This is a genomic window from Mesorhizobium sp. WSM2561, from assembly GCF_000513915.1.
In the GTDB taxonomy this organism is placed as follows: domain Bacteria; phylum Pseudomonadota; class Alphaproteobacteria; order Rhizobiales; family Rhizobiaceae; genus Mesorhizobium; species Mesorhizobium muleiense.
Genome location: NZ_AZUX01000007.1, coordinates 209,036 through 234,264, shown reverse-complemented (window position 1 = coordinate 234,264; position 25,229 = coordinate 209,036). Strand labels below are relative to the sequence as shown.

The window sequence follows — 25,229 nt, the reverse complement described above, 5'->3', positions numbered from 1 at the left end:
CATAGACGTCCAGGCCCTGTCTCTGAAGTTCGACAGCGGTTTCAATCGCAGACCTTTTGGAGAAGTATCCTCGGTACGGAACGCATCCGAACACCGGAAAGCACCATGTTCGTGGCGTCAGCGAGAATTCCGGCGCGGCGAAGATGGCCCATGTCACCGCGTCCCGACCAACGTTAACATAGCTGCGGTAGCTATTGTTGTCCGGCAGCGCTAGTTCATCTATCGCAAACTGTCGGATGGCGCTCGCCGATGCCATTCGAGCGCGCAATGTCCCAGGNNTCGAAGGATCGTCGATCAGCTCTNCGACATCCTGGCGCGCCGCCATGATCTCCACGTGACCCTTCAAGGATTGTGCGTAGTAGGAAATGCTGGTGCAACCTGCCAGGCCGGACATCACGATCATCGCAGCAACCGAACGAAAAAATGCACGCATCACGGTTGCCCACGGCATTTGCTCACACGTCCGGATAGGGCAAACGTCGCAACTACGCCCGGTCCCAAACAGTGGCTCCAATTCGGTTGATGTCCTGCGATGAGGTTTAGGTTAGACGTTCGTCTTCGGCAAGATTGTCATAATGTGATCATTCGCTGCCAAATTGCCGAATGTCCGCTATAAGCCGGACACGGCGGCATGCGAACTATCCGCCTAGGAGGTCTTTTTCTCCTGAAGCTTCCGGTCGCATACGGCCCACCGCTGTTGGTCCGCAATGCGCCTAATCTCTGTCGTTCAGGTGACTCTCGCGGCTTCCCAAAAGCTGTCGTTCCGCTTTGGGGCCAGGAGCAGCGCTTCTGAACGTCCGCTTCGCGCCAGAAGCGGCCATCTAAGCCCCACGATCAAACCGCTCTGCGGGCCACATAGAGGATGGTTGTCATGTTTCGAGTAACACGCCCGCCAAATTCGTCTTGCGCGATGCGCCCGATCTCGCCAATCACGCGCTCTCGATCAGGACGGAGCGTTACGTTGGAGTAGCTCGAATAGAGTTGCATCGTCTGATCTGGATCGAGTTCTATCGACCAGGTGCTTGCCTGAACGCCGATCATGTCAAACGCTTGCGCCGCTTCTAAAGCGGCCAAGCGCGCGACCTTATCAGCACCGAACTCAAGATTGGATGAGTCGCTGTTTGACGGGTTCGCCGGACCATCAGAGAGAAGGACCTTCGTTGCTTCGTGGAATGGATCGTCGCGGTCGGGGTCGCCAAAAATGTTCCAGAATGGCGCCCACCACCCACCTACTCGAAGGGCATCGACGATCCTCTGCAGTGCATCAGCTTCGTTGACCCAGTGAAACGCGGTTGCACTTGTCCCGAGGTCAAATGATGACCTCGCAAGCACAGCATCTTCAAAGGCGCTGTTGACGACGCGAAGTGCCGGTGATCCTGCCTTCTCTTCGAGAAAGCCTGCGAGGCGAGCATCCGGCTCTATCGCGACCAGAGGATTTGCCCCACTCTCCAGCATTCGGCGCGTCGCCTTGCCTGTCCCGGCACCGATCTCAAACGTTGAAGTTCCTTCGCCCAAGCCGCAACGAGATCGCAGGATCTCAAACACCCATTCTGGATAATCCGGACGAGCCTGGTGATAACCTGCTGGGTCTAATCCGAAAGCAGCGCGTCCCTTTTCCTTCTCGATAGCGACATCGTTCATCAGTGGGCTCCTTCACAGCGGGGCCCGGCAAGAACCCCAATCTGCCGCTCGCGTCAAGGGACGCTGTCTAGTGAGGCCCCACTCGCGCTCGATCAGAGTTGCCAGCCGCCGCTTAGAGCCAATCCGGGAACCTTAGCTCAACCGGTTTGGATGTCCGCCACTCGCATTCTGGACGCCAAAAGCTGCCGTTCCGTTGCCGGCCCCAAAATGACCATGAACGGCGAGGTTTGGTGGAAAACGGAACGTCCGCTGTCGGCCACCCTTCAGCAAATTTCCACCACATCCCAGAACTAACGATCGCTTCATCGGGATTGGCTGATAGCTTCGGCACGTCTTGGCATGACATGACTGCGGGAGGATGCCCCCTTGAGAATGAGATATCTGCTAGCAGCCTCACTCGTTGTGGCGATCGTCCTGACGCTCAGATGGGAATGGCTGGAGCCCCATCACTTCGAGGATGACGTCATGCGAGCCGCGCTGGCGGAGGAAGTTCGCCAGGACGACACCCGTTGCCCGCTCAACAGCAAAGCTGTGGAGCAGGCTCGGCCATGGGTTCTTGCAGCCTGCGCGGCAGGCGGGCTCGGCTGGCATGAGGCAGCGGCGAAATATGGCGACGATGCAGCCAGAGTGTTCCTCGTCTATGGCGAGGATGCGGATTTCGTGGAGGTTTTCGACCGCCTCGGCCATCCGGTCGTGCCGGTGATTGCTTACTTCGTGAAGAATGGATCGTCGCAGTACTTGTTGCAGGAAACCGTCGGTCAGGGCCTCTCGAGCCTGTGGGAGGACCGGCAGATGGGATTCGGCCTCGCCCAGATTTCGCCGGAGCAATATGGGCTTATTGCCATTCACGAGCTCAAGGATCGCGGGCATGAGATGCTGTCGGAGTTCGAGATCGTTGACGGAACAGCAGTCCGCAGACAGTTCACCCGCACACTGCTTGGTGCGAAGAACATAGTCCTGGGCGGCGTTTCCGATCTGGAAGGGGTGATCACCCGCGGCGAGCGGCTTCCGACTTGGGGCGAGATGGGTTGGGCGGCCTTCGATGCGGTAATCGTTGTCGGGGGCGTGGGAGCCGCAGCCAAGGCATTGCGCGTTGCGAGGGCACCGGTGGCTGCGGCTGGTCGCGGAACGATGCGGATAGTACATCTGAGGGCTGCGGGCAAAGGTGCGTTCCAATCGCTTTCCGCTGTCGGTACCGCAGCCGGTGTCGCCGCCGTCGTCGCACTTCCCTATGTGGCGATCACGCGACCTCACCTTCTGACAAACGCAGCCGGTTGGATAGCCGAACAAGCAGGTCTCCCGGCTTGGCTCGGCGCCTTTGCAGCCTACCTCATACTCTGTCTTGTCCTGGCTTCTCTGCTGAGGATGGTTCTGGCGCCGCTGGCCTGGACGCTGCGAACGCTGAGCAAGATCGTTGGACGACTCGTCGGTGCCGGCGGTGTCCGATCCGCGGCAGCCTAAGTCCCGCGCACAGCGCCAATGGCAGGTTACAAATGGTGGAATGTTAACGCTTCAGTCATTGGAGTCGCGATGTTGAATGCCTTCAGGTTTTAGGGGAGATTAAGCCGATGATAAAAGCGGATACTCCGTTCGCCCTTATGCTGGAGATGCACGCTGTGGTCTTAGGCGTTCCAGCGCTTATTCTGCTGGCATCAGCCGCAATCGTTGCATTGATACGCCCTTGGCGCTTTTCTTCATCGGTCGGCTTGGCTTGCAAACTGGCTTCAGGAGTTGGCATCATGGCTGTGGCAGTTGTGCTCGCACAGGGAGCATTTCTTCTCGGCTTTGGCACGCTGTTAGAGGACCCACGCTATCGTTCTCACTTCGTCTGTGAACCCTGCTTTTGAGTCCGCAAAAGGGGCCGTCAACAGAACGGCCGCTTGTTGCGCCGCTTCCTGATAGCTGCCGGACTGCTTACGGCCCACTATGCTCTCGAGCAGCAATGCAGCCTTATCGGACATTGAGACCAGCGTCGCTGTGCGCTCAGAAACGGACCCTCGAAGAGTCTAGCACCTGGTCGGTGATCGGTCGGGTCCCAAGCCAATTTCCTCCTCCCGCGCTCCAGTTTATTGCAAGACGGTCAAATTTGAGCTTCCGCATTCATGTTTTGTCGAGCGTATCTCTTAGAGTCGCTTAAACCTTCTGCGCCGTAAGTTTTAGCCGTGCTGAATCGCCGTCAGCGCCGATGACGACGAAATAGGAGAACGCAATGACTCGAAATCACGTTGAACGTCTTGGAGAGTTCAGGGAAATCCTGGTCGCGACTCGACGCGAAGGAGTCCGTAACGTGCACCATACCCGCGACGCAATGCGGGCAAGTGGCTTTCAGATCGGGGACAGCGACGGCTCCAGCTACGGAGCCAAGCTAAAGGAGCTCCAAGAGGAAATCGAGGCAGTCGATCGCGCCATCGAAGACGAGAAGCGGCTGGCCTTGCCCCTTGAGAGTGCGGCTCAATCCCGCCGACCAATTAAGCCGAGAATCGTGAAGGGAACATAGAGTCGGGGACGGCCCTTGGTGCCCGTCGCGTGGATTCGCCTGCGACATCGTGTCGGGCTCGTCGCCGCCGTGCTACAGGGCCCTGAACGTCATCCGTTGCCATCAAACGTGGCGGCCGAAGCCGCCCTGTGTCGATGTCGAATTCGCTGTGTCCATCGTTGTCGATGTCGTCGCTACCCTCGCCAACGGCGTTCTTCAGGTATCCGACTCTGAAAACGCGATATTTGGACATGAAATCACGGAGGCCAGCTTCTGGCGCAAGGCGGTCGGCACTACCCTGGATGAAAAGGTCGGCTTTCTAGCCCCATCATCCCGAAAGCGGACGTTCCGCTTCCGTCCCCGAGTGAAGTCATTCGACAACTATCGCCGATTGAACACGTTTGGCGCGAAGCAGACATAGGTTAGATGGCGCGGCCTCAGATTCTGCAAAATCGCGAGTGGTTTGGTATGTGCCGGAAACAGCCGACCTGGGCTGGCGAGTGAAATGGCAGCAAAAGCGTGTCGCAGTCTAATAGTTATGCGTCTGCCAGCCCCATCGAGCGGCCTAGATGCTTTTCCATTTTTTTCTGTGGGGGATATCTGTGGGGCAGGCAGTCTTCGGGTTGCCTAACCCATTGTTTTTTCTGGTCGGAGTGGCAGGATTTGAACCTGCGACCCCATCGTCCCGAACGATGTGCGCTACCAGGCTGCGCTACACTCCGTGACCAGACCGCGGGCTTATAGCCGCCGTACTTCGTTCCTGCAAGCGCCAATGGCAGCGCTTCTGTCGCATTTCTTGCCGTTTCGCTCTAACGTCATACAGGTTTCAGTTCCCTGCGGGATAAACACCGCTTAAAGGCTCGTGTTATAGGCATGGCCACCTGCGTTGAAACCACTCTGAATCCAGCCGCTTGGAGTTGCTGTCTTGTCCCTGAAGATCGTTAGTGAAGCCGTTCCCAACACCTTCGAGTTTGAAACCTCGGCGCTGATCAAGGCGTCCGGCTTTCGTGAGTATGATGCGCGCTGGTGGTTCGGCCATCCGGGCTCTGCCGAGCCGCCGGAGCTCAACCTGATCGGTGTCCAGGTGCTCGGCATGGGGCTCGGCACGCTGATCCGGCGCCTGGGCGCCGGGCCGGATATCGTGACCGGGCATGATTTCCGTTCCTATTCGCTGGCGATCAAGCTGGCGCTGGTTTCCGGGCTGATGGCCGCCGGGGCGCGGGTTAGGGATATCGGGCTGGCGCTGTCGCCGATGGCTTATTTCGCCCAGTTCGCGCTCGACACGCCGTCTGTCGCCATGGTCACCGCCTCGCACAACGAGAACGGCTGGAGCGGCGTCAAGATGGGGGCGGCGCGGCCCTTGACCTTCGGTCCGGAGGAAATGAGCGCATTGAAGACGATCGTGCTTGCCGGCGACTTCGACCTGGTCGGCGGCGGCTCCTATGACTTCGTTGCGGATTTCCGCAAGATCTATCTCGACGACCTGACCCGCGACAAGCGCATAGCGAGAAAGCTCAAGGTGGTCGCCGCCTGCGGCAACGGCACTGCCGGCGCTTTTGCACCTGAAGCGCTGGAACGGATCGGCTGCGAGGTGATCCCGCTCGATGTCGAGCTCGATCATAGGTTTCCGAATTACAACCCCAATCCCGAAGACATGAAGATGCTGCACGCGATCCGCGACAAGGTGCTGGAGACAGGAGCAGATGTCGGGCTTGGCTTCGACGGCGATGGCGACCGCTGCGGCGTGGTCGACAATGAAGGCAACGAGATCTTCGCCGACAAGGTCGGCGTCATGCTCGCGCGCGACATTGCGCGCCTGCATCCAGGCTCGACCTTCGTCGTCGACGTCAAGTCGACCGGATTGTTCAATACCGACGCCGCGCTGCGCGCCGATGGCGCCGTCACCGATTATTGGAAGACCGGCCACTCCTACATAAAACGGCGCGTCGCCGAGCTTGGCGCCATCGCCGGTTTCGAGAAATCCGGTCATTTCTTCTTCAACCCGCCGATCGGGCGCGGCTATGATGATGGTCTGATCACAGCCATCGCCATCTGCGAGATGCTGGATCGCAGCCCCAAAAGCAGCATGGCCGATCTCTATCGCGACCTGCCGCTGACCTTCGGCACGCCGACCATGTCGCCGCACTGCGCCGACGAGCTGAAATATGGCGTGGTCGAGCGGGTCGTTTCCGACTTTCAAGCCATGAAACATGACGGCGCCATCTTCGCCGGCCAGAAGATCGCTGAGCTGATCACCGTCAATGGCGTTCGCGTCGTTGCCGAGGACGGCACCTGGGGCCTGGTGCGGGCGTCGTCGAACAAGCCGGAGCTTGTCGTCGTGGTGGAGAGCCCGGTGTCATCCGAGCGGCGCCGGCAGATGTTCGAAGCCGTCGATGCGGTGCTGCGCCGCAGCCCTGAGGTCGGCGCCTACAACCAGACCTTCTAAGTTCTCTGGCTAAGGTCTCTGGTCGGCGGCGCCGGTGAGCCTCAATAGGGGCTCGCGACGTCGCCGGTCTCGACATAGACCGACTTCAACTGCGAATAGAGTGCCAACGCGGCAAGCGAGTTTTCTCGCCCGATTCCCGATTGTTTGAAGCCGCCGAAGGGAATTTCGACGGGCGTCAGGTTGTAGGCGTTGATCCAGCAGGTGCCGACCTGCAGCTCGGCGATGACGCGGTGGGCGCGCGGCAGGTCGCGCGTGAACACGCCGGCGGCAAGGCCAAATTCGGTATCGTTGGCGCGGTCGATCACCTCGTCCTCACCGTCGAATTTCAGCACGCTCATGACAGGCCCGAAAATCTCCTCGCGCGCGATGCGCATCGTGTCAGTGACGCCGGTGAAGACCGTCGGCTCGACGAAGAAGCCGCCCTGGAAACCTTGCAGCGAAGGTACATTGCCGCCGCAGGCGAGCACAGCGCCATCCTGCTTGCCGGTCTCGATATAGCCGATGACCTTCTCGTGCTGGGCCTTGGAGACCAGCGGTCCCATCTGCGTTTCCTGGTCGAGCGGATCGCCGATACGGATTTTCTTGGTCCGCTCGACCAGCCGTTCGACGAAACGGTCGTGGATGCCCTTCTGCACGAACACCCGCGTGCCGTTGGAGCAGATCTGGCCGGTCGAATAGAAATTGCCGAGCATGGCGCCGCCGATGGCATTTTCGAGATCGGCATCGTCGAAGATGATCAGCGGCGACTTGCCGCCAAGCTCCATGGTGGCATGCTTCATCTTCGAGCCGGCGAGCGACAGCACCTTGCGGCCGGTCGGCACCGAACCGGTCACCGAGACCTTGGCGACGACATCGTGGCCGACGAGGCCGGCGCCAACATCGCCATAGCCTTGCACGACGTTGAACAGGCCGTCGGGCAGGCCGGCCTCGGTGTAGATTTCGGCGAGCGCCAGCGCCGACAGCGGCGTATTCTCCGACGGCTTGAACACCATGGCGTTGCCCATGGCGAGTGCCGGCGCCGATTTCCAGCCGGCGATCTGGATCGGGTAGTTCCAGGCGCCGATGCCGACGCAGACGCCCAGCGCCTCACGCCTTGTATAGGCAAAGGCGCCGCCGAGATCGACGGACTCGCCATTATAGGCAGCGACCGCGCCGCCGAAATATTCGAGGCAGTCGGCTGCCGATGGCGCGTCCGCCACCAGCGTCTCCTGGATCGCCTTGCCGGTATCCAGCGTCTCGATGCGCGCCAGGTCGGCGTTGCGCACGCGCAATATGTCGGCGGCGCGGCGCAGGATGCGCCCGCGCTCGACCGGCTTCAGCCGCGCCCAGGCCGGTTGTGCTGCACGCGCTGCTTCGATCGCCAGTTCAAGCACGTTCGGCGTCGCCGAACGCAGCATCGCGATGGTCTCGCCGGTTGCCGGATAGATGACCGGCAGCGGCGCACCTTGCTCATCGTCGATGTAGCGTCCGTTGACATAGTGCGATGCCTTTGGCTGGGCGCGCATGGGATCTTCTCCAAATTGTCTTTCGATGGGCCCGGCGGGCAGACACCGCCGGATCATCGCTTATCGCATCGGCCCGAAAATCGGATATCGATTTTCGGAAAGCACGATGCGAGGACGAAAAAAGCGATAGAGCGCTTGTGCGTCCGAATGGACGCTACGTCGTTCTATCGATCCGACACCTGCCAGCGCGGATTGATCCATGGTTCCTGGTTGGACGGCGCCAGCGGCGTGCGGCCGAGAATGTGGTCGGCGGCCTTTTCGCCGGTCATGATCGACGGCGCGTTCAGATTGCCGTTGGTGACGCGCGGGAAGATCGAAGAATCGGCGATCCGCAGCCCGTCGACGCCGATGACACGGCATTGCGGATCGACGACGCTCATCGGATCATCCTTGCGGCCCATCTTGCAAGTGCCGCAGGGGTGGTACGCGCTTTCGGCGTGATCGCGGATGAAGGCATCGAGATCGTCGTCCGACTGCACCTGCGAGCCCGGCGAGATCTCCTTGCCGCGATAAGAGTCGAAGGCCGACTGGCCGAAGATCTCGCGCGTCAGCCGGATGCAGTGGCGGAACTCGATCCAGTCGTCCGGATGCGACATGTAGTTGAAGCGGATCACCGGCTTCGATCCGGGATCGGGCGAGCGCAGCGTGACGGAACCGCGCGACTTCGATCGCATCGGCCCGACATGCGCCTGGAAACCGTGCGCTTTCGCCGCCGCCTTGCCGTCATAGCGGACCGCCGCCGGGATGAAATGATACTGGATGTCGGGATAGTCGACGCCGGCGCGCGAGCGCACGAAGGCGGCCGCCTCGAAATGGTTGGTTGCGCCGAGGCCCGATTTGAAGAACAGCCATTGCGCGCCGATCAGCGCCTTGGAGAACGGGTTCAGCACCGAATTCAGCGTGATCGGCTGCGTCGATTCCTGCTGGATGTAGAGTTCCATATGGTCCTGCAGGTTGCGGCCCACGCCGGGCCGGTCGGCGATCACCGGAATGCCGTATTCCCTCAGATGTTGGGCCGGGCCGATGCCGGACAGCATCAGGATCTTGGGCGAATTGATCGAGGAGGCGGCAACGATCACTTCACGTCGCGCCTTGATCACCTGAATCCGTCTGCGCACTTCGATCTCGACACCGGTGGCGCGTTGATTCTCGATGATCACCCGTCGGGCGAAGCCCTTGACCAGGCTTACATTTTTCCGCCTCAGCGCCGGCCTGAGATAGGCACTCGCCGCCGACCAGCGGCGGCCGCCGCGAATGGTCTGCTCCATCGGACCAAAGCCTTCCTGCTTCGCGCCGTTGTAGTCGTCGGTCAGCTCGAAGCCGGCCTGACGGCCTGCCTCGACGAAGGCGCCGTAGAGTGGATTCGTCCTTGAGCCGCGCTGCACGGTCAGTGGGCCGCCGTGGCCGCGCCAGCCATTCTCGCCGCCGTTGGCGTCCTCCATGCGCTTGAAGTAGGGGAGCACGTCGGCAAACCCCCAGCCAGCCGCGCCCTGTTCTGCCCAATGGTCGAAATCGCGGGCGTGACCGCGTACATAGACCATGCCGTTGATCGACGACGAGCCGCCGATGACCTTGCCGCGCGGCGTCGCCAGCACACGGCCGCCGAGATGCGGCTCCGGCTCGCTGGCAAAACCCCAGTCGTAGAGGCTCATATTGAGCGGGATCGACAGCGCCGACGGCATCTGGATCAGCGGCCCGATGTCGCTGCCGCCAAATTCGATGACGATCACCGAATATTTGCCATCCTCCGACAGCCGGTAGGCCATTGCCGAGCCGGCCGAGCCGGCGCCGATGATGACGAAATCCGCCTCAAGCATGGTTCATATGCGCCCATCGTTCATATGCGTCATGAAATCGGCGAGCGAGACATTGCCGCCGGTTGCCACCACGAGCACGCTCTTGCCGCTCACATCCACCTTGCCGCCGAGCAGCGCCGCCAGCGATGCAGCGCCCGAAGGTTCCAGCACCAGCTTCAACCATTCGAAGGCGACGCGCATCGCGCCGCGCACCGACTGATCGTCGACGGTGATGCCGCGAACGCCGGCGGTCCGGACCGCCGCGAACGGTGCGTCGCCGGGCCTGCGCGCCATCAGCCCGTCGCATATCGATTTCGGCCCGATCGGCATGGTTTCGATGACGCCATGCGCCAGCGACGCGCCCATGCCGTTGAAACCTTCCGGCTCGACGCCAATGATCTCGGTCACCGGCGACAGATAATGGAAAGCCAGCGAAACGCCGCCGATCAGCCCGCCGCCGCCGACCGCGCAGAACAACAGATCGGCGCTGGCATTCCTGGCATCGAGTTGCTCGAGTGCCTCCAGCCCGGCACCAGCCTGGCCGGCGACGATCTCGGGGTCATCGAACGGATGCAGCAGCGCCAGCCCCTCGGTCTCGGCGATCTCTCGCGCTGTGGCGGCGGCAACCTCCTCACGCGCGCGCTCGCCATGGTCGGTCAGCACCACGCGCGCGCCATAGCCGGTCGTTGCGTCGCGCTTGGCGGCCGGCGCGTCGATCGGCATGACGATGGTCACTGGAATGCCCAGCGCCTGGCCGGCGGCGGCCAGCCCTTGCGCAAAATTGCCGGAGGAATAGGCGACGACGCCCTTCCTGGCTTCATCGTGCGAAAGCCGCTTCAGCCGCCAATAGGCGCCGCGCACCTTGAAGGAACCCGCCCATTGCAGCGACTCCGGCTTGACGAAGACGCGCAAGGCGCCGGTCTCTCTGGCCAAGGCCGCCGATTCCAGCAGCGGCGTGATCTGCGTCGCCTTGGCGGTGACGGCATAGGCCTGTTTGAGGTGATCGAGGGAGGGGACAAGGGTTGTCATCATTCGCCTCGCGGAAAGCGCTTCTGCTCTTCGAGCAGGTCGAGGTTCATGTGGTTGCGCATGTAACGTTCCGAGGCCTTCTGCAGCGGCTGGAATTCCCAGGGGTAATGCGTGCCGTTGCGCAGCGCCGGATAGACCACCCAGCGGCGCGCCTGGCTGACGCGCACGGCGGCATCGAAGGCAGCCATGTCCCAGCGCGCCCGGACCTTATCGGTGAAAGAAGCCACCAAAGCCGCGTGCGCCGGGTCGGCGGCGAGGTTGGTCAATTCCCGCGGATCCGATTCAAGATCAAACAGTTGCGGCGGATCGATCTCGCAATGGATGAATTTGTAACGGCCCTCGCAGATCGCCACCAACGGCGCATTGGAGCCTTCGGCCGCATATTCCATCAGCACAGGTTCAGCGCGCGTCTTGCCGTCGAGCAGCGGCAGCAGCGACTGGCCGTCGGTCCATGGCGCAATCGCGCTCATGTCGATGCCGGCGAGGTCGCAAAGCGTCGGCACGACGTCGAGATTGGAAACCGGCGCGTCGATCAGGATGGCCGAAATGTCTTTTCCGGCGATCATCAGCGGCACCCGCGCCGAGCCCTCGAAAAAGCACATCTTGAACCACAAGCCGCGCTCGCCGAGCATGTCGCCATGATCGGAGCAGAACAGGATGATCGTGTCGTCGAGCATCCGCGTGCGCTCGAGCACCGACAGCAGTTCGCCGACCTTGTCGTCGAGATAGGAGATGCTGGCGAAATAGCCGCGCCGCGCGCGGCGGATCTGCTCGCCGGTGATGTCGAAACTGTCATAGTCGCTGGCGCGGTAAAGCCGCTGCGAATGCGGATCCTGTTCGTCATAGGGGATGAAGCCGACTTCCGGCTCGAGCGCCGGGCAATCCTCGTAGAGATCCCAATAGCGCCGGCGCGCGACGTACGGGTCGTGCGGATGGGTGAAGGAGACGGTCAGGCACCACGGCCGGCGCGCGGCATCGTCCGAGACGCGGGCGAAATCATAAAGCTTCTGCACCGCGTGAAAGGCGACCTCGTCGTCATATTCCATCTGGTTGGTGATCTCGGCGACGCCGGCGCCGGTCACCGAGCCGAGATTGTGATACCACCAGTCGATCCGCTCGCCGGGCTTGCGATAATCCGGCGTCCAACCGAAATCGGCCGGATAGATGTCGGTGGTCAGCCGCTCCTCGAAGCCATGCAACTGATCCGGCCCGACGAAATGCATCTTGCCGGACAGGCAGGTGTGGTAGCCGGCGGCGCGCAGGTGATGCGCATAGGTCGGGATCGAAGAGGCGAATTCGGCGGCATTGTCATACACCTCGGTGCGCGACGGCAACTGGCCGCTCATGAACGCCGCACGGCCCGGCGCGCAGAGCGGCGAGGCGGTGTAATTGTTCTTGAAGCGCGCCGAACGAGCCGCCAGCGCCTTCAGATGCGGCGCATGCAGGAAGTCCGCCGGCCCATCCGGGAACAATGTGCCGTTGAGCTGATCGACCATGACGATCAGAAAATTGGGTCGCTTCGACGTCACTGCGCGCTCCGCCGGCCGAGTTTCGTTTCGAGATAGTCCTCGATCAGCGCGATCGCGGTCGCGGCATTGGGCACCCCGTCCTTCAGCGCGCGCCTGATGTAGAGCCCGTCGATCAGCGCCGCTGTCGCCTCGGCGACACGGTCGGCTTCGCTTCTCGGCAGGATGCCGGTCAGCCCGCTCAACAGATTGGAATGCAGGCGCCGCGCATAGACCTTGAGCAGCCGGCGCACCGCTGGCGATTTCTGCGCCTCGACATAGAAGGCGAGCCAGGCGGCTATCGTTTCCGGCTGGAACTGGACGGCGGAGAAATTGACCGCGACCACGGCCGAAACGCGCTGGCGTGCCGTGCTGGCCGATCGAAGCGCGCGCCGCGTGTCGGCGGTCAACTCGGCCAGGATGTGCCGCATCGTCGCCAGCAAAAGTTCGTCCTTGGCGCCGAAATAGTGATGGGCGAGCGCCGAGGACACCCCGGCGCGCCCGGCGATTTCCGACATCGTCACATCAAGCGAACCGCGCTCGCCGATCGCCGAGATCGTCGCGTCGATCAGCGCCCTGCGGCGCAGCGGCTCCATTCCGATTTTCGGCATCTTTGCTCCGGTCCGTTGTGGCAAGATTATTTTTTATTGACGGATCAATCAACAAAAATCTGACGCGATTTTGTGGCAAATGTCAGCTGCCGTGACCAGATATCAAGATCAAGTGGTTGTGTGGTTCTGGCCCCTTTACGAAGTCGCTGGAACGGTTCATTCTTGAACAATGTTGATAGCGCGCCGCCACATCGCGTAGCCCGGCCCGCAGGGATGGAGATAACCATGACAGCATGCATCGTCGGCTGGGCGCATTCGCGCTTCGGCAAGCTCGAAGGCGAGACACTGGAGGGCCTCATCACCAAGGTGGCTAGCGAGGCGCTCGATCATGCCGGCATCGGTCCGGACGAGGTCGACGAGATCGTGCTCGGCCACTTCAATGCCGGCTTTTCCGCACAGGATTTCACCGCAAGCCTGGTCCTGCAGGCCGATGACCGGCTGCGCTTCAAGCCGGCGACGCGCGTCGAGAACGCCTGCGCCACCGGCTCGGCGGCGGTCAGGCAAGGCATCCGCGCCATCGACGCCAATGCGGCTCGCATCGTGCTGGTGGTCGGCGCCGAGCAGATGACGACGACATCAGGTCCAGAAATCGGCAAGAATCTTCTCAAGGCCTCTTATCTGCCCGAGGAGGGCGACACGCCGGCAGGCTTCGCCGGCGTTTTCGGCCAGATCGCCCAAGCCTACTTCCAACGCTATGGCGACCAGTCGGACGCGCTGGCGATGATCGCCGCCAAGAACCACAGGAACGGCGTCGACAATCCCTATGCGCAGATGCGCAAGGATTTCGGCTATGAGTTCTGCCGGCACGAGAGCGAGAAGAACCCCTTCGTCGCCGGTCCCCTGAAGCGTACCGACTGCTCGCTGGTGTCGGACGGCGCCGCCGCGCTGGTGCTTGCCGACACGGCGACGGCATTGAAGATGCGCCGCGCCGTCGCTTTCCGCGCCAACGAGCATGTGCAGGACTTCCTGCCGATGTCGAAGCGTGACATCCTGGCATTCGAGGGTTGCGAGCAGGCGTGGAATCAGGCGCTGAACAAGGCCGGTGTGACGCTCGACGATCTGTCCTTCGTCGAGACGCATGACTGCTTCACCATCGCCGAGCTGATCGAATATGAGGCGATGGGCCTGGCCAAACCGGGCGAGGGCGCAAAACTGGCGCTGGACGGCGAGACGGCGAAGGACGGCCGGTTGCCGGTCAATCCGTCAGGCGGGCTGAAGGCCAAGGGCCATCCGATCGGCGCCACCGGCGTCTCGATGCACGTGCTGAGCGCCATGCAGCTCGTCGGCGAGGCCGGCGGCATCCAGGTGCCCGGAGCAAAGCTCGGCGGCATCTTCAACATGGGCGGTGCCGCGGTCGCCAACTACGTTTCCATTCTCGATCGGATCAGATAAAAGCGGCCCGCATTACAGCGCCGCGCGCCCTTCCGGACGCGAAAAGGGTGCTGTAACACTTTGATTTTACGCATGATCCTTTTCGAAAATCGAATCCGATTTTCGAAAAGGATCATGCGTTAGCGGGGAATTCATGACAAATCCGGTTCTGGTCGAAGTTTTGCGCGGCGCCGTGGTCGAGAGCGCGCATCGTGGCGCCATTGCGGTCTTCGATGCCGATGGCAAGCCGGTCTGGGAAATCGGCGATACGGCTCGCCCGGTGTTCCCGCGCTCGGCGGTCAAGGCGATCCAGGCGCTGCCGCTGGTCGAAAGCGGCGCCGCCGATGCGTACGGTTTCGGCGACCGCGAACTGGCGCTGGCCTGCGCTTCGCATTCCGGCGAGCCGGCGCATGTCGAACTGGCGCGGGCGATGCTGGCCAAGGCCGGGCTGGACGTGGCGGCGCTGGAATGCGGCGCGCATTGGCCGTCCAGCCATGACGCGACCGTTGCGCTGGCCAGCAACGGCAATTTGCCAAACGCGCTGCACAACAATTGTTCCGGCAAGCATGCGGGCTTCCTCTGCACCTGCGTCCACGCCGGCGTCGCCCATCGCGGCTACGTCAAATCCGGCCATGCCTCGCAGGAGATGGTGCGCGATGCGATGCAAGCGGTGACCGGTGCCGCCCATGATGTCGATCATTGCGGCACCGACGGCTGCTCGATCCCGACCTATGCCGTGCCGCTGCGCAGCTTCGCCCTCGGCTTTGCCCGCATGGCGACCGGTGCCGGCTTTGAACCCGTGCGCGCCAAGGCCGCAAAGCGGCTGCTTTCCGCCTGCATGGCCGAGCCATTTCTGGTCGCCGGCACGGGCAGGGCTGATGTTGCGCTGATGCAGGCCGCGTCAGGCCGGATTTTTGTGAAGGGAGGGGCCGAAGGCGTCTATTGCGCGGCACTTCCCGAGCTTGGCCTTGGCATTGCGCTGAAATGCGATGATGGCGCCGGCCGCGCCGCTGAAGTCACGGTCGCGGCCGTGCTGGCCAGGTTTTTGCACGCCGACAAGGCGCTGGCGGCGATACTGATCGAAGAGGCACATCCGCCCATAGAAAGCCGGATCGGCGCCAAGGTCGGCTCACTCCGCCCTACTGCTGCGCTGGACTGAGAACGGGCATTCAGCTCGCATGATTGCGTCCGACGGTCAGTTGCGCAAAGCCACACAAATTCCCAGCGTCCTGCCGTCGCGCCGCAGGAATCGTGTCACGCCGGATCGGCAGATCCGGTTTGCCGGCAATAGCTTGTGGAGTCGCCACGCGAGGCATAAGCTCGACTGATGAGCAGAGCCTTCACGCGCGAAGAAGATAGCGAAAACGCCATCGCCGGCATCGGCGAGCGGCCGATCAGCCACCATCGCAATCTGGTGACGCAACGCGGCCTGGCGCTGATCGACGCCGAACTGGCTGCCCTGCGCGACGATCTGGGCAGAGCGGAAAAGAGGGCCGACCGCGAGCGCATCGCGCTCATCTCGCGCGACCTGCGCTACTGGACCGCGCGGCGTGAAAGCGCCGAGCTTTCCGTGCCGGAACCGGGCAGCGACCTGGTTCGCTTCGGCATGGGCGTCACGCTGGAAGGCGAGGACGGCAGGAAGGTGCACTGGAGGATTGTCGGCGAGGATGAGGCCGATCCGGCCAAGGGGACGATTTCCCATGTTTCACCGATGGCCTTGGCCTTGTTCGGCAAGAAGGTCGGCGAAATTGCCGTGGTGAACGGCAGGGAGTGGGAGATTGTGAAGCTCTCCGACAGCTAATGCATGTCGCCCCAAAAGCATGCGGGCCTGACCCGAGGGTGCGCAGCGGTTTTGCGATAGCGACTGCATAAAAACGAGAACTTAAAGCGCGTCGCGGGAATCCATCCCGAACGCGACGCACATTAGCCCTCGACCTTGACGACATGGTCGCGGAAGAACGCCGCAGCACCCGCCTCGTCGATTTCGCCGGCGGCGACGCCCATGACGAACTCATAGATCGTGCCGTTGTCGGCCGTCAGCACATAGCCGTTGACAATCAGGAACGCGCCGGCGGCGATGATGGCCGCGCGCTTGTTGCCGTCGACAAAGGCGTGATTTCTGGCGATGCCGAAGATATAGGCCGCCGCCAGATCCTCGATCGATGGATCACCATAGTTCGCCTTGTTCTCGGCTCGGGCGAGCGCCGATTCGAGGGCATTCTCATCCCTCAAACCGTGCGCTCCGCCGTGCCGACGCAACTGCTCGGCGTGCATGGCTTCGACCGCACGCCGGCTCAGGAACTCCCAACTCATTCGGCGAGCTTCTGAAGCGCGACTTTGTATTTGTCCATGACTTGGCGAGCAGCTTCCATCTGCCGCCCGAAGCTGTCGTCCACTGGCCGAAGGGCGATGCCCTTGCTCGTTTCGACGATCTCAAGCTGATCGCCGGCCTTCAGATTCAGGTGATCGAGAATTTCCTTGGGCAGGATCACGCCTTCGGAATTGCCGATTTTGCGAATGGTCGTGTTCATGGATTCAACCCTTGTTGCAACGCCAATTATAACTCAAATTGTTGGTCGTTGCAACATGGATTATAACAAGTTCAGCCGGCCTGCAGCAGCCTATCCATCAGCCGCTCCGCCGCTTCCGGGATGACGGTGCCTGGCGGGAAGATTTCCACAGCACCCGCCTGCCGTACCGCCTCATGATCTTGCGGCGGGATGACGCCGCCGGCGACGATCAGCATATCGTCGCGGCCAAGCTTCTTCAGCGCGTCCCTGAGTTCGGGAATGAGCGTCAAATGACCCGCGGCCAGCGACGAGGCGCCAATGATATGCACGTCGTGCTCGACGCCAAGCCTGGCGATCTCGTCCGGCGTCTGGAACATCGGCCCGACGGTGACGTCGAAGCCTAGATCGGCAAAGGCGGTGGCGATCACTTTCTGGCCGCGATCGTGGCCATCCTGTCCCATCTTGGCGACGAGAATGCGTGGCTTGCCGCCGGACTTCTCCTCGAACGCGACGATCTTGTCCTGCAGCCGATCGACCGCCGGATTGTCGCCGAGCGCCTTGCGATAGACGCCGGAGATCGTCTGGACGGAGGCGACATGGCGGCCAAAAACTTTTTCCAGCGCCAGTGAAATCTCGCCGACCGTGGCGTTGGCGCGTGCGGCGCGAATGGCGAACTCCAGCAGATTTTCGCCGCTCTCCGCAGCCCGGCTCAGCGCACTCAGTGCGCTCTCGACGGCGCCGACGTCGCGCGTGCCTTTCAGCCGCTGCAGTTTCGACAATTGCCGGGCCCTGACTTCGGCGTTGTCGATCTTCAGCACGTCGACTTTGATATCCGTCTCGGGACGATGGGCGTTGACGCCGACCAGGATCTGCTCGCCGGAATCGATCCGCGCCTGCGTGCGCGCGGCGGCCTCTTCGATGCGCAGCTTCGGTATGTTTTTTTCGGTTGCGGCGGCCATGCCGCCCAGGCTCTCGACCTCTTCGATATGGGCAAGCGCGCGCGCCGCCAGGTCATGCGTCAGCCGTTCGAGATAGGCAGAGCCGCCCCACGGGTCGATGATGCGGGTATTGCCGGATTCCTTTTGCAGGATGAGCTGCGTGTTGCGGGCGATGCGGGCCGAATGGTCGGTCGGCAGCGCCATCGCCTCGTCGAAGGCGTTGGTGTGCAGCGATTGCGTATGACCCTGCGTCGCCGCCATCGCCTCGATCATGGTGCGGATGATGTTGTTGTAAGGGTCCTGCGCCGTTAGCGACCAGCCCGAAGTCTGGCAATGGGTGCGCAGCGACAGCGAGCGCTCGTCCTTCGGCGAGAAGTTCTTCAGCATCAGGGTCGACCACAAAAGGCGGGCTGCCCTCAGCTTGGCGACCTCCATGAAGAAGTTCATGCCGATCGCCCAGAAGAAGGACAGGCGCGGCGCAAAACGGTCGATATCGAGACCCGCCGCGACACCGGCGCGGGCATATTCGATTCCATCGGCGATCGTGTAGGCGAGCTCGAGGTCGGCGGTCGCCCCTGCCTCCTGCATGTGATAGCCGGAGATCGAAATCGAATTGAACTTCGGCATGTGCTGCGACGTATAGGAGAAGATGTCCGACACGATCCGCATCGAAGGTTTTGGCGGATAGATGTAGGTGTTGCGCACCATGAACTCTTTCAGAATGTCGTTCTGAATGGTCCCGGCGAGGTCCTTTTGCGCAACGCCCTGTTCTTCCGCGGCGACGATGTAGAGCGCCATGATCGGCAGCACCGCGCCGTTCATGGTCATCGACACCGTCATCTCGTCAAGCGGGATGCCGTCGAAGAGCTGGCGCATGTCGAGGATGGAATCGATGGCGACGCCTGCCATGCCGACATCACCGGCAACGCGCGGATGATCGCTGTCGTAGCCGCGATGCGTGGCAAGGTCGAAAGCCACCGACAGTCCCTTCTGGCCGGCCGCGAGGTTGCGCCGGTAAAAGGCGTTCGACTCTTCCGCCGTCGAGAAGCCGGCATATTGCCTGATCGTCCACGGCTGCTGGACATACATGGTCGGGTAGGGGCCGCGCACGAATGGCGGCAGGCCCGGATAAGTGTCGAGATGCGGCAACCCCTTGAGGTCGCCCTGGTTGTACAGATGCTTGATGGCCAGTCCTTCCGGGGTCATCCGCTGGCCCTTGACCTCAATCGGCGCCCGGCGCGGCACCGACCAGCCGATCTGGCTGAAATCCGGAATCATGATGCTGCTCCGATCGATTGATCGATACGGATCGGAAACAGCGGCTCGCACACCGCGACGCCCTCGGTGACCGAGGGCCGCCGCTCCGCCGCCAAGGTTTCGACCGGACGTTCGATTTTCGATGGGTGAAGCGTCGTGCCGATGATGGCCCGGTCGCCCGCCTGATAGGCGGCATTGCGGCGGGCGGCGGCCGCCTGAACCCGTTTCTGGATGTGTCCTTGCTGCAGGCTGGACAGCACGCCGCCTTCCGCCTCGATCCGCTGGAATTCTTCCCACGCAGCTTCGCAGAGTTCGGAAGTCAGCGCTTCAACGGCGCCCGAACCGCAAGCAGGGTCGGCGACATGATCGATATGGCTTTCGTTGGCCATGATCAGTTGCGTATTGCGGGCAACACGGCGGGCAAAGCCCGCCGGCAGGCCATGCGCGATCGTATGAGGCAGGATGGAGACCGAGTCCGCCCCGCCGGCTGCCGCGGCAAAAGCGGCGATCGTGGTGCGCAGGATGTTCGTCTCCGGGTCCGCCGAAGTCATCATGCGGAACGATGTCTCGGCATGGATGTTGGCGGTGGCGGCGGAGATCGAGCATGCCTCCTGGACCCGCGCCCACAGCCTGCGCAGGGCCCTGACCTTGGCCATCGATACGAACTGGTCCTGGTCGACGCTCAGCGCAAAGCCGATATGGGGCGCCGCATAGACAAGCGGCTGGCGCGCCTCCTCAAACATCCGGAGATAGGAGACCGCCGAAGCCATCATGGTGCCCAGCTCCTGCGCTTCGGTGGCACCGGCATTGTGGAAGACGCGTCCGTCTGCCTCCAGCAGGACCCCGGGCACGCCCATCGAGAAAAAGTGCGCCAGGGACTGCGGCATCGACGCCTGCAAGGCCTCGATCGACATCCGCAACCGGCCGGTTCCGGCAAAGATCGCCGCCGGGTCGATGCCGAAGGACAGGTTGAGCTTTGCCGGGTCTGACCGGCGCTTGCTCAAGAACGCAACCAGCCAGTCGGCCACGGCGCGGCTCCAGGGATGCGCGTCGATGCGGACCTGGATGCGGTTGAGCGGCACGCCGTCCAGCACGGTCTCCAGCGCCTCGGCAGTCCTCGGCAGGCCGTAGCCGAACGCATTCGGCGCGCCTTCGAAGACAAGCGACAATCCGGTGGCGCCCTGTGCGACGTCCTCCAGGGCCTGGGCCTTGGCGCGGCCGACATCCGGATCGTCGATACGCTGGCTGACGATCCACGGCGATCCGGGGTTTGCCCGTGGGAGAGGCTCTGCGGTGACCGAGCGATCATAAAGCGGTTCGATGCGGATGCCATCGTCCGTATGGGATACGAGTTTTTCCTCGAAGGATCCGCCGGCCAAGGCTTTTTCCGCAAGGGCCAGCCACCGCTGCCGGTCAGGGTTCGGAAGTTCGGCATCGTGGTTCAAGGCACCGGCCATCCGCTCTCCTCGTCTTCTCGGCCGATAGGCCTGGAACGTCAGTCTACGGTTCCCCGTCGCATATCACAATGCAACACGCGCCCTGCGACGGTGAACCGTCAACCGATTGCCAAACATGCGCAAAATCCGCAAGCTCCAAAACCCAATTTCGACCATGGCCATTGTCGCTGCGCAATGGCGTCATTATACCTGCGGCGAGCCCCGCTACTTTCAATAGATCAGGGCATTCAACACTTCAGGTTGCGGAGACCCGACACATGGCTGACGACACCAGTATTTTCATCGGAGCCAGCCGAAAGCCTGATGACAGCTACCAGCGCGCCGAAAACCTGCTGCTTCAGTATGGCAATCGTCATGGCCTGGTCACCGGCGCGACCGGCACCGGCAAGACCGTGAGCTTGCAGATTTTGGCGGAAGGTTTCTCCAATGCCGGCGTGCCGGTCTTCTGCGCCGACATCAAGGGCGACCTGTCCGGTATCGCCATGATGGGCGCGGCACAGGATTTTCTGGTCAAGCGCGCCGAGCAGGTCAAGCTCGATCCCTATGATTTCCAGGAATTTCCGGTCATATTCTGGGATCTTTTCGGCGAGCAGGGCCATCCGATCCGCGCCACCGTCTCGGAAATGGGGCCGCTGCTGCTGTCGCGGCTTATGAACCTGTCCGAGGCGCAGGAAGGCATCATGAACATCGCCTTCCGCATCGCCGATGAGGAAGGCTTGTTGCTGCTGGACCTGAAGGACCTGCAAGCGCTTCTTGCCAACATCGCCGAACGCGCCGAAGAAATCGGCGCTCGCTACGGCAATGTGACGAAACCTTCGGTTGGCGCAATCCAGCGCACGCTGCTGGTTCTGGAGCAGCAGGGCGCGACGAATTTCTTCGGCGAGCCGGCATTGCGGATCGCCGACATCATGCGCACCACCCGCGACGGGCGCGGCGCGATCAGCGTGCTGGCCGCCGACAAGCTGATGATGAATCCCCGGCTCTATGCGACATTCCTGTTGTGGCTGATGTCGGAACTGTTCGAGGAGCTGCCCGAAGTCGGCGATCCCGACAAGCCAAAGCTGGTCTTCTTCTTCGACGAGGCGCACCTTCTGTTCGACGACGCGCCGAAGGTGCTGATCGACCGCGTCGAGCAGGTGGTCCGCCTGATCCGTTCGAAGGGCGTCGGCGTCTACTTCGTCACCCAGAATCCGCTGGATATCCCCGAAACCGTTCTGGCCCAGCTCGGCAACCGGGTGCAGCACGCCCTGCGCGCCTACACGCCACGGGAGCAGAAGGCCGTGAGGACCGCCGCCGAGACGTTCAGGCCCAATCCCGACTTCGACTGTGCTACCGTGATCGCGCAGCTCGGCACCGGCGAGGCGCTGGTCTCGACGCTGGAAGCCAAAGGTGTTCCGTCCATGGTCCAGCGGACGCTGGTTCGCCCGCCGTCGTCGCGACTTGGCCCGATCACGCCTGACGAGCGCCGCACGCTGATCACCGAGAGCCCGGTTGTGGGGCAGTACGATCAGACCGTCGATCGCGAATCGGCTTTCGAGATGCTGCAGAAAAAAGCCAAGGATGCGTTGGACGCGGAGGCGCAGCAGCAGGAGAGCGGCGGCTCGCGCTGGACCATTCCAGGCTTCGGCAATGACGATCCCGCGCCCCAGCCCACCGGCGGCAGGCGGGCACCGGCGCCACGAGCGTCCAATCGCCAGACGGTGGCGGAGGCGGCGATCAAATCGGTGGTTCGCTCGGTCGGCACGTCGGTTGGACGGGCGATCGTGCGCGGCATCCTCGGCAGCCTGGCCAGGGGGCGGCGCTGAAAGCACCGCATCGGATCCAAACCGGGCACCGGTTTTGCGAGAATCCGATGCTCGGGGAAAAGCATCGGACCGGAAATTCGCGGCGCCGAAAGTCCGCCGCTCCAGCGCCTTCGACCAGCTCAGAAGATCGGTTCCGAGATCGCCCTTGCCGGGCCGAGCAGGATCGATCCTTCCGGGACGCCCGCATCGATTGGAATGGCTTTGCGGTCTGCCGTGGCAACCAGTTCCTGACCGACACCGGAGGTAACGATCACCGGCGTCTTGTTGGGCACACGGTCATAAAGGTCGATAATGTCCTGATTTATCAAGCGAACGCAGCCAGATGACACCGATTTGCCGATGGAAAACCACTCCGGCGAGCCGTGCAGGCGGTAAAGCGTGTCCTCGTTGCCCTCGAAGAGATACAGCGCCCGCGCTCCGAGCGGATTGGTGAGCCCGCCGGGCATGCCGCCATTCTCGGCGCTGTATTTTGCGTGCTCTGGCTGGCGGGCGATCATTTCGGCCGGCGGCGTCCATTTGGGCCACTTCTGCTTCCACTGGACGACGGCATCGCCAGACCATTCGAAACCGGCGCGACCCAGCCCGACCCCATAACGAATGGCTTGTCCGCCCGGACGCGTGAGATAGAGGTGGTGGCCGGCCGTATCGACGACGATGGTGCCGGGCGCTTGGCCGGTCGGATCGGGAACGATCTGACGCAGAAATTGCTCGTCGATTTTCTCGTAGGGTATGCCCGGCAGCTCGAACCCATTGTCGCTGACCGGACCGTACATTGTTGCATAGTCCATGAGCGGCGGCTCGACGTTGGCAGGCGGCGGCGGCTCGACAGGCCGGCCTGCCGTCGTGGTGCAGGCGGAAACCGCAATCGAGGCGGCGCCGAGCGCAGCGGCGTTGAGAAAGCCGCGACGGCTTAGGCGATAGGAGTCGATTTCGGTTGTGAACATCGTTGCCTTTTTTAAGTCTCATATCGAAACAGAACATGAATACGCCAATCACTACGGCGCGCCAGCCCTACCAATGCCTGGCGCGATAGGCGGTTCCGATTCTGGCCTGAGGGTGAACAAACAAAGGCAAAGCTGTGACGGTTCAGCCCCTGTTGCGCCGAGGCAACAGGCCCGCAGCGCCGCGCGTAATGATCCTTTCCAAAAATCGATTCCGATTTGGGCTCATGTGTCAGCCTGCGGCGAGCAGGCCTTCGAGCGAGGGCAGGATCAGGGCCGGCGGAAAGTCCCGGTATTCCTCGGGCTGGTCGGAGCGGTTGATCCAGACTGTCCGGAACCCGAATTTGGTGGCGCCGGCGACGTCCCAGCGGTTGGATGACTGAAACGACACCGCACCCGGATAGAGACGCCAGCCTGTCGTGACCATGTCGTAGACCGACGGATCGGCTTTGAAGCGCTTGACGGCCTCGACGGAATAGATGTCGTCCAGAACCTGGTCGAGCGCGGCCGATTTGACCGCCGCTTCCAGCATTTCAGGCGAGCCGTTGGATAGGATCGCCAGCTTGGCGCCAGATGCTTTGAGCGCCTTGAGCACGGCCGGCACCTCCGGATAGCAGTCCAGCCGCCAATAGGCGTCGAGCAGCTTGGCCCTCAGCCCCTTGTCGGCGGAGGGAACCTTGCGCAAGGCGAAATCCAGCGCCTGTTCGGTGAGTTGCCAGAAATCGGCGTAGGCGCCCATCAGCGTCCTCACCCAGGAATATTCCAATTGTTTGGCGCGCCAGATCTCCGACAGGAGCTGGCCGTCCGGTCCGATCTGGTCGGCATGACGGCGGACGGCTGCGTGCACGTCGAACAGCGTTCCGTAAGCGTCGAAAACGTAAGCCGCATGTTGCATGGTAACAGTTTTGCGGCGAGGCAAGGCCGGGCGCAAGCACGGATTGCAATTTCGCATGCCGCTGGCCTTAACAAATCTCAGCCAAATCAGTTGACGGCAGACGCCAAAGCATCTTCCAATGGCGAGACAGGACAGCTCTGAAACGCGGAATCAAGCGATGACACTGGCGGCTGCGGCGCAATCCGCGACATGGACCTTCGTGGATGGCGACTGGTATGAAGGCAACGTCGCCATTCTGGGGCCGCGCAGCCATGCCATGTGGCTCGGCACCAGCGTGTTCGATGGCGCCCGCTGGTTCGAGGGCGTCGCCCCCGACCTCGACCGCCACGCCGCGAGGGTGAACGCCTCGGCGATCGCGCTTGGTCTCAAACCATCCATGAGCGCCGAAAAGATCGTCGGGCTGACCTGGGACGGGCTGAAGAAGTTGGACGGCAAGACGGCGGTCTACATAAGGCCGATGTACTGGGCCGAGCATGGTGGCTATATGGGCGTGCCGGCCGATCCGGCCTCGACCCGTTTCTGCCTTTGCCTCTATGAATCGCCGATGATCCCGCCGTCGGGCTTTTCGGTCACCGTCTCGCCGTTCCGGCGCCCGACCATCGAGACCATGCCGACCAACGCCAAGGCCGGCTGCCTTTATCCCAACAACGGTCGTGCCATCCTCGAAGCCAAGATGCGCGGCTTCGACAACGCGCTGGTGCTCGACATGCTGGGCAATGTCGCCGAGACCGGAACCTCGAACATTTTCCTGGTCAAGGATGGCCATGTCCTGACGCCGGCGCCGAATGGCACGTTCCTGTCCGGCATCACCCGCTCGCGGACGATGACGCTGCTTGACGAGTATGGCTTCAAGACCATCGAAAAGGCGCTGTCGGTGCGCGAATTCCTCGAAGCGGACGAGATATTCTCGACCGGAAACCACTCGAAAGTCGTGCCGGTCACCCGCATCGAGGATCGCAGTCTCCAGCCCGGGCCTGTAGCGAAAAAGGCGCGCGAACTCTATTGGGAGTGGGCGCATTCGACTTCGGCCGGCTGACTGGCTAAAA

At 62.3% G+C, this 25,229-nt stretch carries 23 protein-coding genes and 1 tRNA gene; 10 read left to right on the top strand and 14 right to left on the bottom strand.

Features of this window, described 5'->3' with window-relative positions:
* Together M727_RS0111480 and M727_RS0111475 are read right to left on the bottom strand one after the other, a co-directional pair.
* The coding region (locus M727_RS0111480; protein WP_245268526.1) for an aminopeptidase at nt 1-451 on the bottom strand (451 nt) is incomplete at its 3' end.
* Between the two features lie 383 nt (nt 452-834).
* Nucleotides 835-1,641: a methyltransferase domain-containing protein gene (locus M727_RS0111475; RefSeq protein ID WP_027152810.1), complete on the bottom strand. Its 807-nt coding sequence runs from the start codon at nt 1,639-1,641 to the stop codon at nt 835-837.
* 372 nt (nt 1,642-2,013) lie between these two features.
* Between M727_RS0111475 and M727_RS0111470 the strand changes: the two genes are divergently transcribed.
* The 4 genes from M727_RS0111470 (at nt 2,014) to M727_RS0111455 (ending at nt 4,538) form a co-directional block, all read left to right on the top strand.
* Nucleotides 2,014-3,102, top strand: coding sequence for a hypothetical protein (locus tag M727_RS0111470; protein ID WP_156941519.1), 1,089 nt, complete (start codon nt 2,014-2,016; stop codon nt 3,100-3,102).
* 107 nt (nt 3,103-3,209) lie between these two features.
* Nucleotides 3,210-3,488 (top strand): hypothetical protein, encoded by a 279-nt coding sequence (locus tag M727_RS41455; RefSeq protein ID WP_143747790.1) that lies wholly within the window; start codon nt 3,210-3,212, stop codon nt 3,486-3,488.
* Between the two features lie 362 nt (nt 3,489-3,850).
* The gene (locus tag M727_RS0111460; protein WP_027152808.1) at nt 3,851-4,138 is read left to right on the top strand and encodes a hypothetical protein; all 288 of its coding nucleotides are present in this window, start codon (nt 3,851-3,853) and stop codon (nt 4,136-4,138) included.
* Between the two features lie 148 nt (nt 4,139-4,286).
* Nucleotides 4,287-4,538, top strand: a complete 252-nt coding sequence (locus tag M727_RS0111455) for a hypothetical protein (RefSeq protein WP_156941518.1) — start codon at nt 4,287-4,289, stop codon at nt 4,536-4,538.
* Between the two features lie 224 nt (nt 4,539-4,762).
* On the opposite strand, the gene M727_RS0111450 is transcribed toward M727_RS0111455, so the two are convergent.
* Nucleotides 4,763-4,839, bottom strand: a tRNA-Pro gene (locus M727_RS0111450).
* Nucleotides 4,840-5,042: 203 nt separating this feature from the next.
* Here M727_RS0111450 and M727_RS0111445 point away from each other — a divergent pair.
* Entirely contained in the window at nt 5,043-6,563 is a 1,521-nt protein-coding gene (locus M727_RS0111445; protein ID WP_027152806.1) for a phosphomannomutase/phosphoglucomutase, read from the top strand.
* A gap of 41 nt (nt 6,564-6,604) precedes the next feature.
* Here M727_RS0111445 and betB read toward each other — a convergent pair whose 3' ends face one another.
* The 5 genes from betB to betI form a co-directional block, all read right to left on the bottom strand.
* Nucleotides 6,605-8,068 (bottom strand): betaine-aldehyde dehydrogenase, encoded by a 1,464-nt coding sequence (betB, locus tag M727_RS0111440; RefSeq protein ID WP_027152805.1) that lies wholly within the window; start codon nt 8,066-8,068, stop codon nt 6,605-6,607.
* 164 nt (nt 8,069-8,232) lie between these two features.
* Nucleotides 8,233-9,885, bottom strand: coding sequence for a choline dehydrogenase (gene betA, locus M727_RS0111435; RefSeq protein ID WP_027152804.1), 1,653 nt, complete (start codon nt 9,883-9,885; stop codon nt 8,233-8,235).
* A gap of 3 nt (nt 9,886-9,888) precedes the next feature.
* Nucleotides 9,889-10,896, bottom strand: a complete 1,008-nt coding sequence (locus M727_RS0111430; RefSeq protein WP_027152803.1) for a threonine/serine dehydratase — start codon at nt 10,894-10,896, stop codon at nt 9,889-9,891.
* On the bottom strand, nt 10,893-12,422 hold the full coding sequence (gene betC / locus M727_RS0111425) for a choline-sulfatase (RefSeq protein ID WP_027152802.1): 1,530 nt from the start codon (nt 12,420-12,422) through the stop codon (nt 10,893-10,895). The genes M727_RS0111430 and betC overlap by 4 nt, the downstream gene beginning before the upstream one ends.
* Nucleotides 12,419-13,009 (bottom strand): transcriptional regulator BetI, encoded by a 591-nt coding sequence (gene betI / locus M727_RS0111420; protein ID WP_027152801.1) that lies wholly within the window; start codon nt 13,007-13,009, stop codon nt 12,419-12,421. The genes betC and betI overlap by 4 nt, the downstream gene beginning before the upstream one ends.
* 225 nt (nt 13,010-13,234) lie before the next feature.
* On the opposite strand from betI, the gene M727_RS0111415 reads away from it, so the two are divergent.
* From M727_RS0111415 to greA, 3 genes are all read left to right on the top strand, one after another.
* On the top strand, nt 13,235-14,401 hold the full coding sequence (locus M727_RS0111415) for an acetyl-CoA acetyltransferase (RefSeq protein ID WP_023800854.1): 1,167 nt from the start codon (nt 13,235-13,237) through the stop codon (nt 14,399-14,401).
* A 133-nt stretch (nt 14,402-14,534) separates the two neighbouring features.
* Nucleotides 14,535-15,539, top strand: coding sequence for an asparaginase (locus tag M727_RS0111410; protein ID WP_027152800.1), 1,005 nt, complete (start codon nt 14,535-14,537; stop codon nt 15,537-15,539).
* A gap of 168 nt (nt 15,540-15,707) precedes the next feature.
* Entirely contained in the window at nt 15,708-16,181 is a 474-nt protein-coding gene (greA, locus tag M727_RS0111405; RefSeq protein ID WP_023800852.1) for a transcription elongation factor GreA, read from the top strand.
* Nucleotides 16,182-16,303: 122 nt separating this feature from the next.
* On the opposite strand, the gene M727_RS0111400 is transcribed toward greA, so the two are convergent.
* From M727_RS0111400 to M727_RS0111385, 4 genes are all read right to left on the bottom strand, one after another.
* Entirely contained in the window at nt 16,304-16,693 is a 390-nt protein-coding gene (locus M727_RS0111400) for a type II toxin-antitoxin system death-on-curing family toxin (RefSeq protein ID WP_027152799.1), read from the bottom strand.
* The gene (locus M727_RS0111395) at nt 16,690-16,911 is read right to left on the bottom strand and encodes an AbrB/MazE/SpoVT family DNA-binding domain-containing protein (RefSeq protein WP_027152798.1); all 222 of its coding nucleotides are present in this window, start codon (nt 16,909-16,911) and stop codon (nt 16,690-16,692) included. The genes M727_RS0111400 and M727_RS0111395 overlap by 4 nt, the downstream gene beginning before the upstream one ends.
* A 71-nt stretch (nt 16,912-16,982) precedes the next feature.
* A complete protein-coding gene (scpA, locus tag M727_RS0111390; RefSeq protein ID WP_027152797.1) occupies nt 16,983-19,106 on the bottom strand; it encodes a methylmalonyl-CoA mutase in 2,124 nt (707 codons plus the stop codon).
* Nucleotides 19,103-20,542, bottom strand: a complete 1,440-nt coding sequence (locus M727_RS0111385) for a methylmalonyl-CoA mutase subunit beta (RefSeq protein ID WP_027152796.1) — start codon at nt 20,540-20,542, stop codon at nt 19,103-19,105. Before M727_RS0111385 ends, scpA begins: the two co-directional genes overlap by 4 nt.
* 257 nt (nt 20,543-20,799) lie before the next feature.
* Between M727_RS0111385 and M727_RS0111380 the strand changes: the two genes are divergently transcribed.
* Nucleotides 20,800-22,347, top strand: coding sequence for a helicase HerA-like C-terminal domain-containing protein (locus M727_RS0111380; protein ID WP_027152795.1), 1,548 nt, complete (start codon nt 20,800-20,802; stop codon nt 22,345-22,347).
* A gap of 119 nt (nt 22,348-22,466) precedes the next feature.
* Here M727_RS0111380 and M727_RS0111375 read toward each other — a convergent pair whose 3' ends face one another.
* Complete coding sequence (locus tag M727_RS0111375; protein WP_027152794.1) at nt 22,467-23,291, bottom strand: L,D-transpeptidase; 825 nt, start codon at nt 23,289-23,291, stop codon at nt 22,467-22,469.
* 229 nt (nt 23,292-23,520) lie between these two features.
* On the bottom strand, nt 23,521-24,183 hold the full coding sequence (locus M727_RS0111370; protein ID WP_023800845.1) for a haloacid dehalogenase type II: 663 nt from the start codon (nt 24,181-24,183) through the stop codon (nt 23,521-23,523).
* A 157-nt stretch (nt 24,184-24,340) separates the two neighbouring features.
* On the opposite strand from M727_RS0111370, the gene M727_RS0111365 reads away from it, so the two are divergent.
* Nucleotides 24,341-25,219 (top strand): branched-chain amino acid aminotransferase, encoded by an 879-nt coding sequence (locus M727_RS0111365; RefSeq protein ID WP_027152793.1) that lies wholly within the window; start codon nt 24,341-24,343, stop codon nt 25,217-25,219.
* The last annotated feature ends 10 nt before the right edge of the window (nt 25,220-25,229 follow it).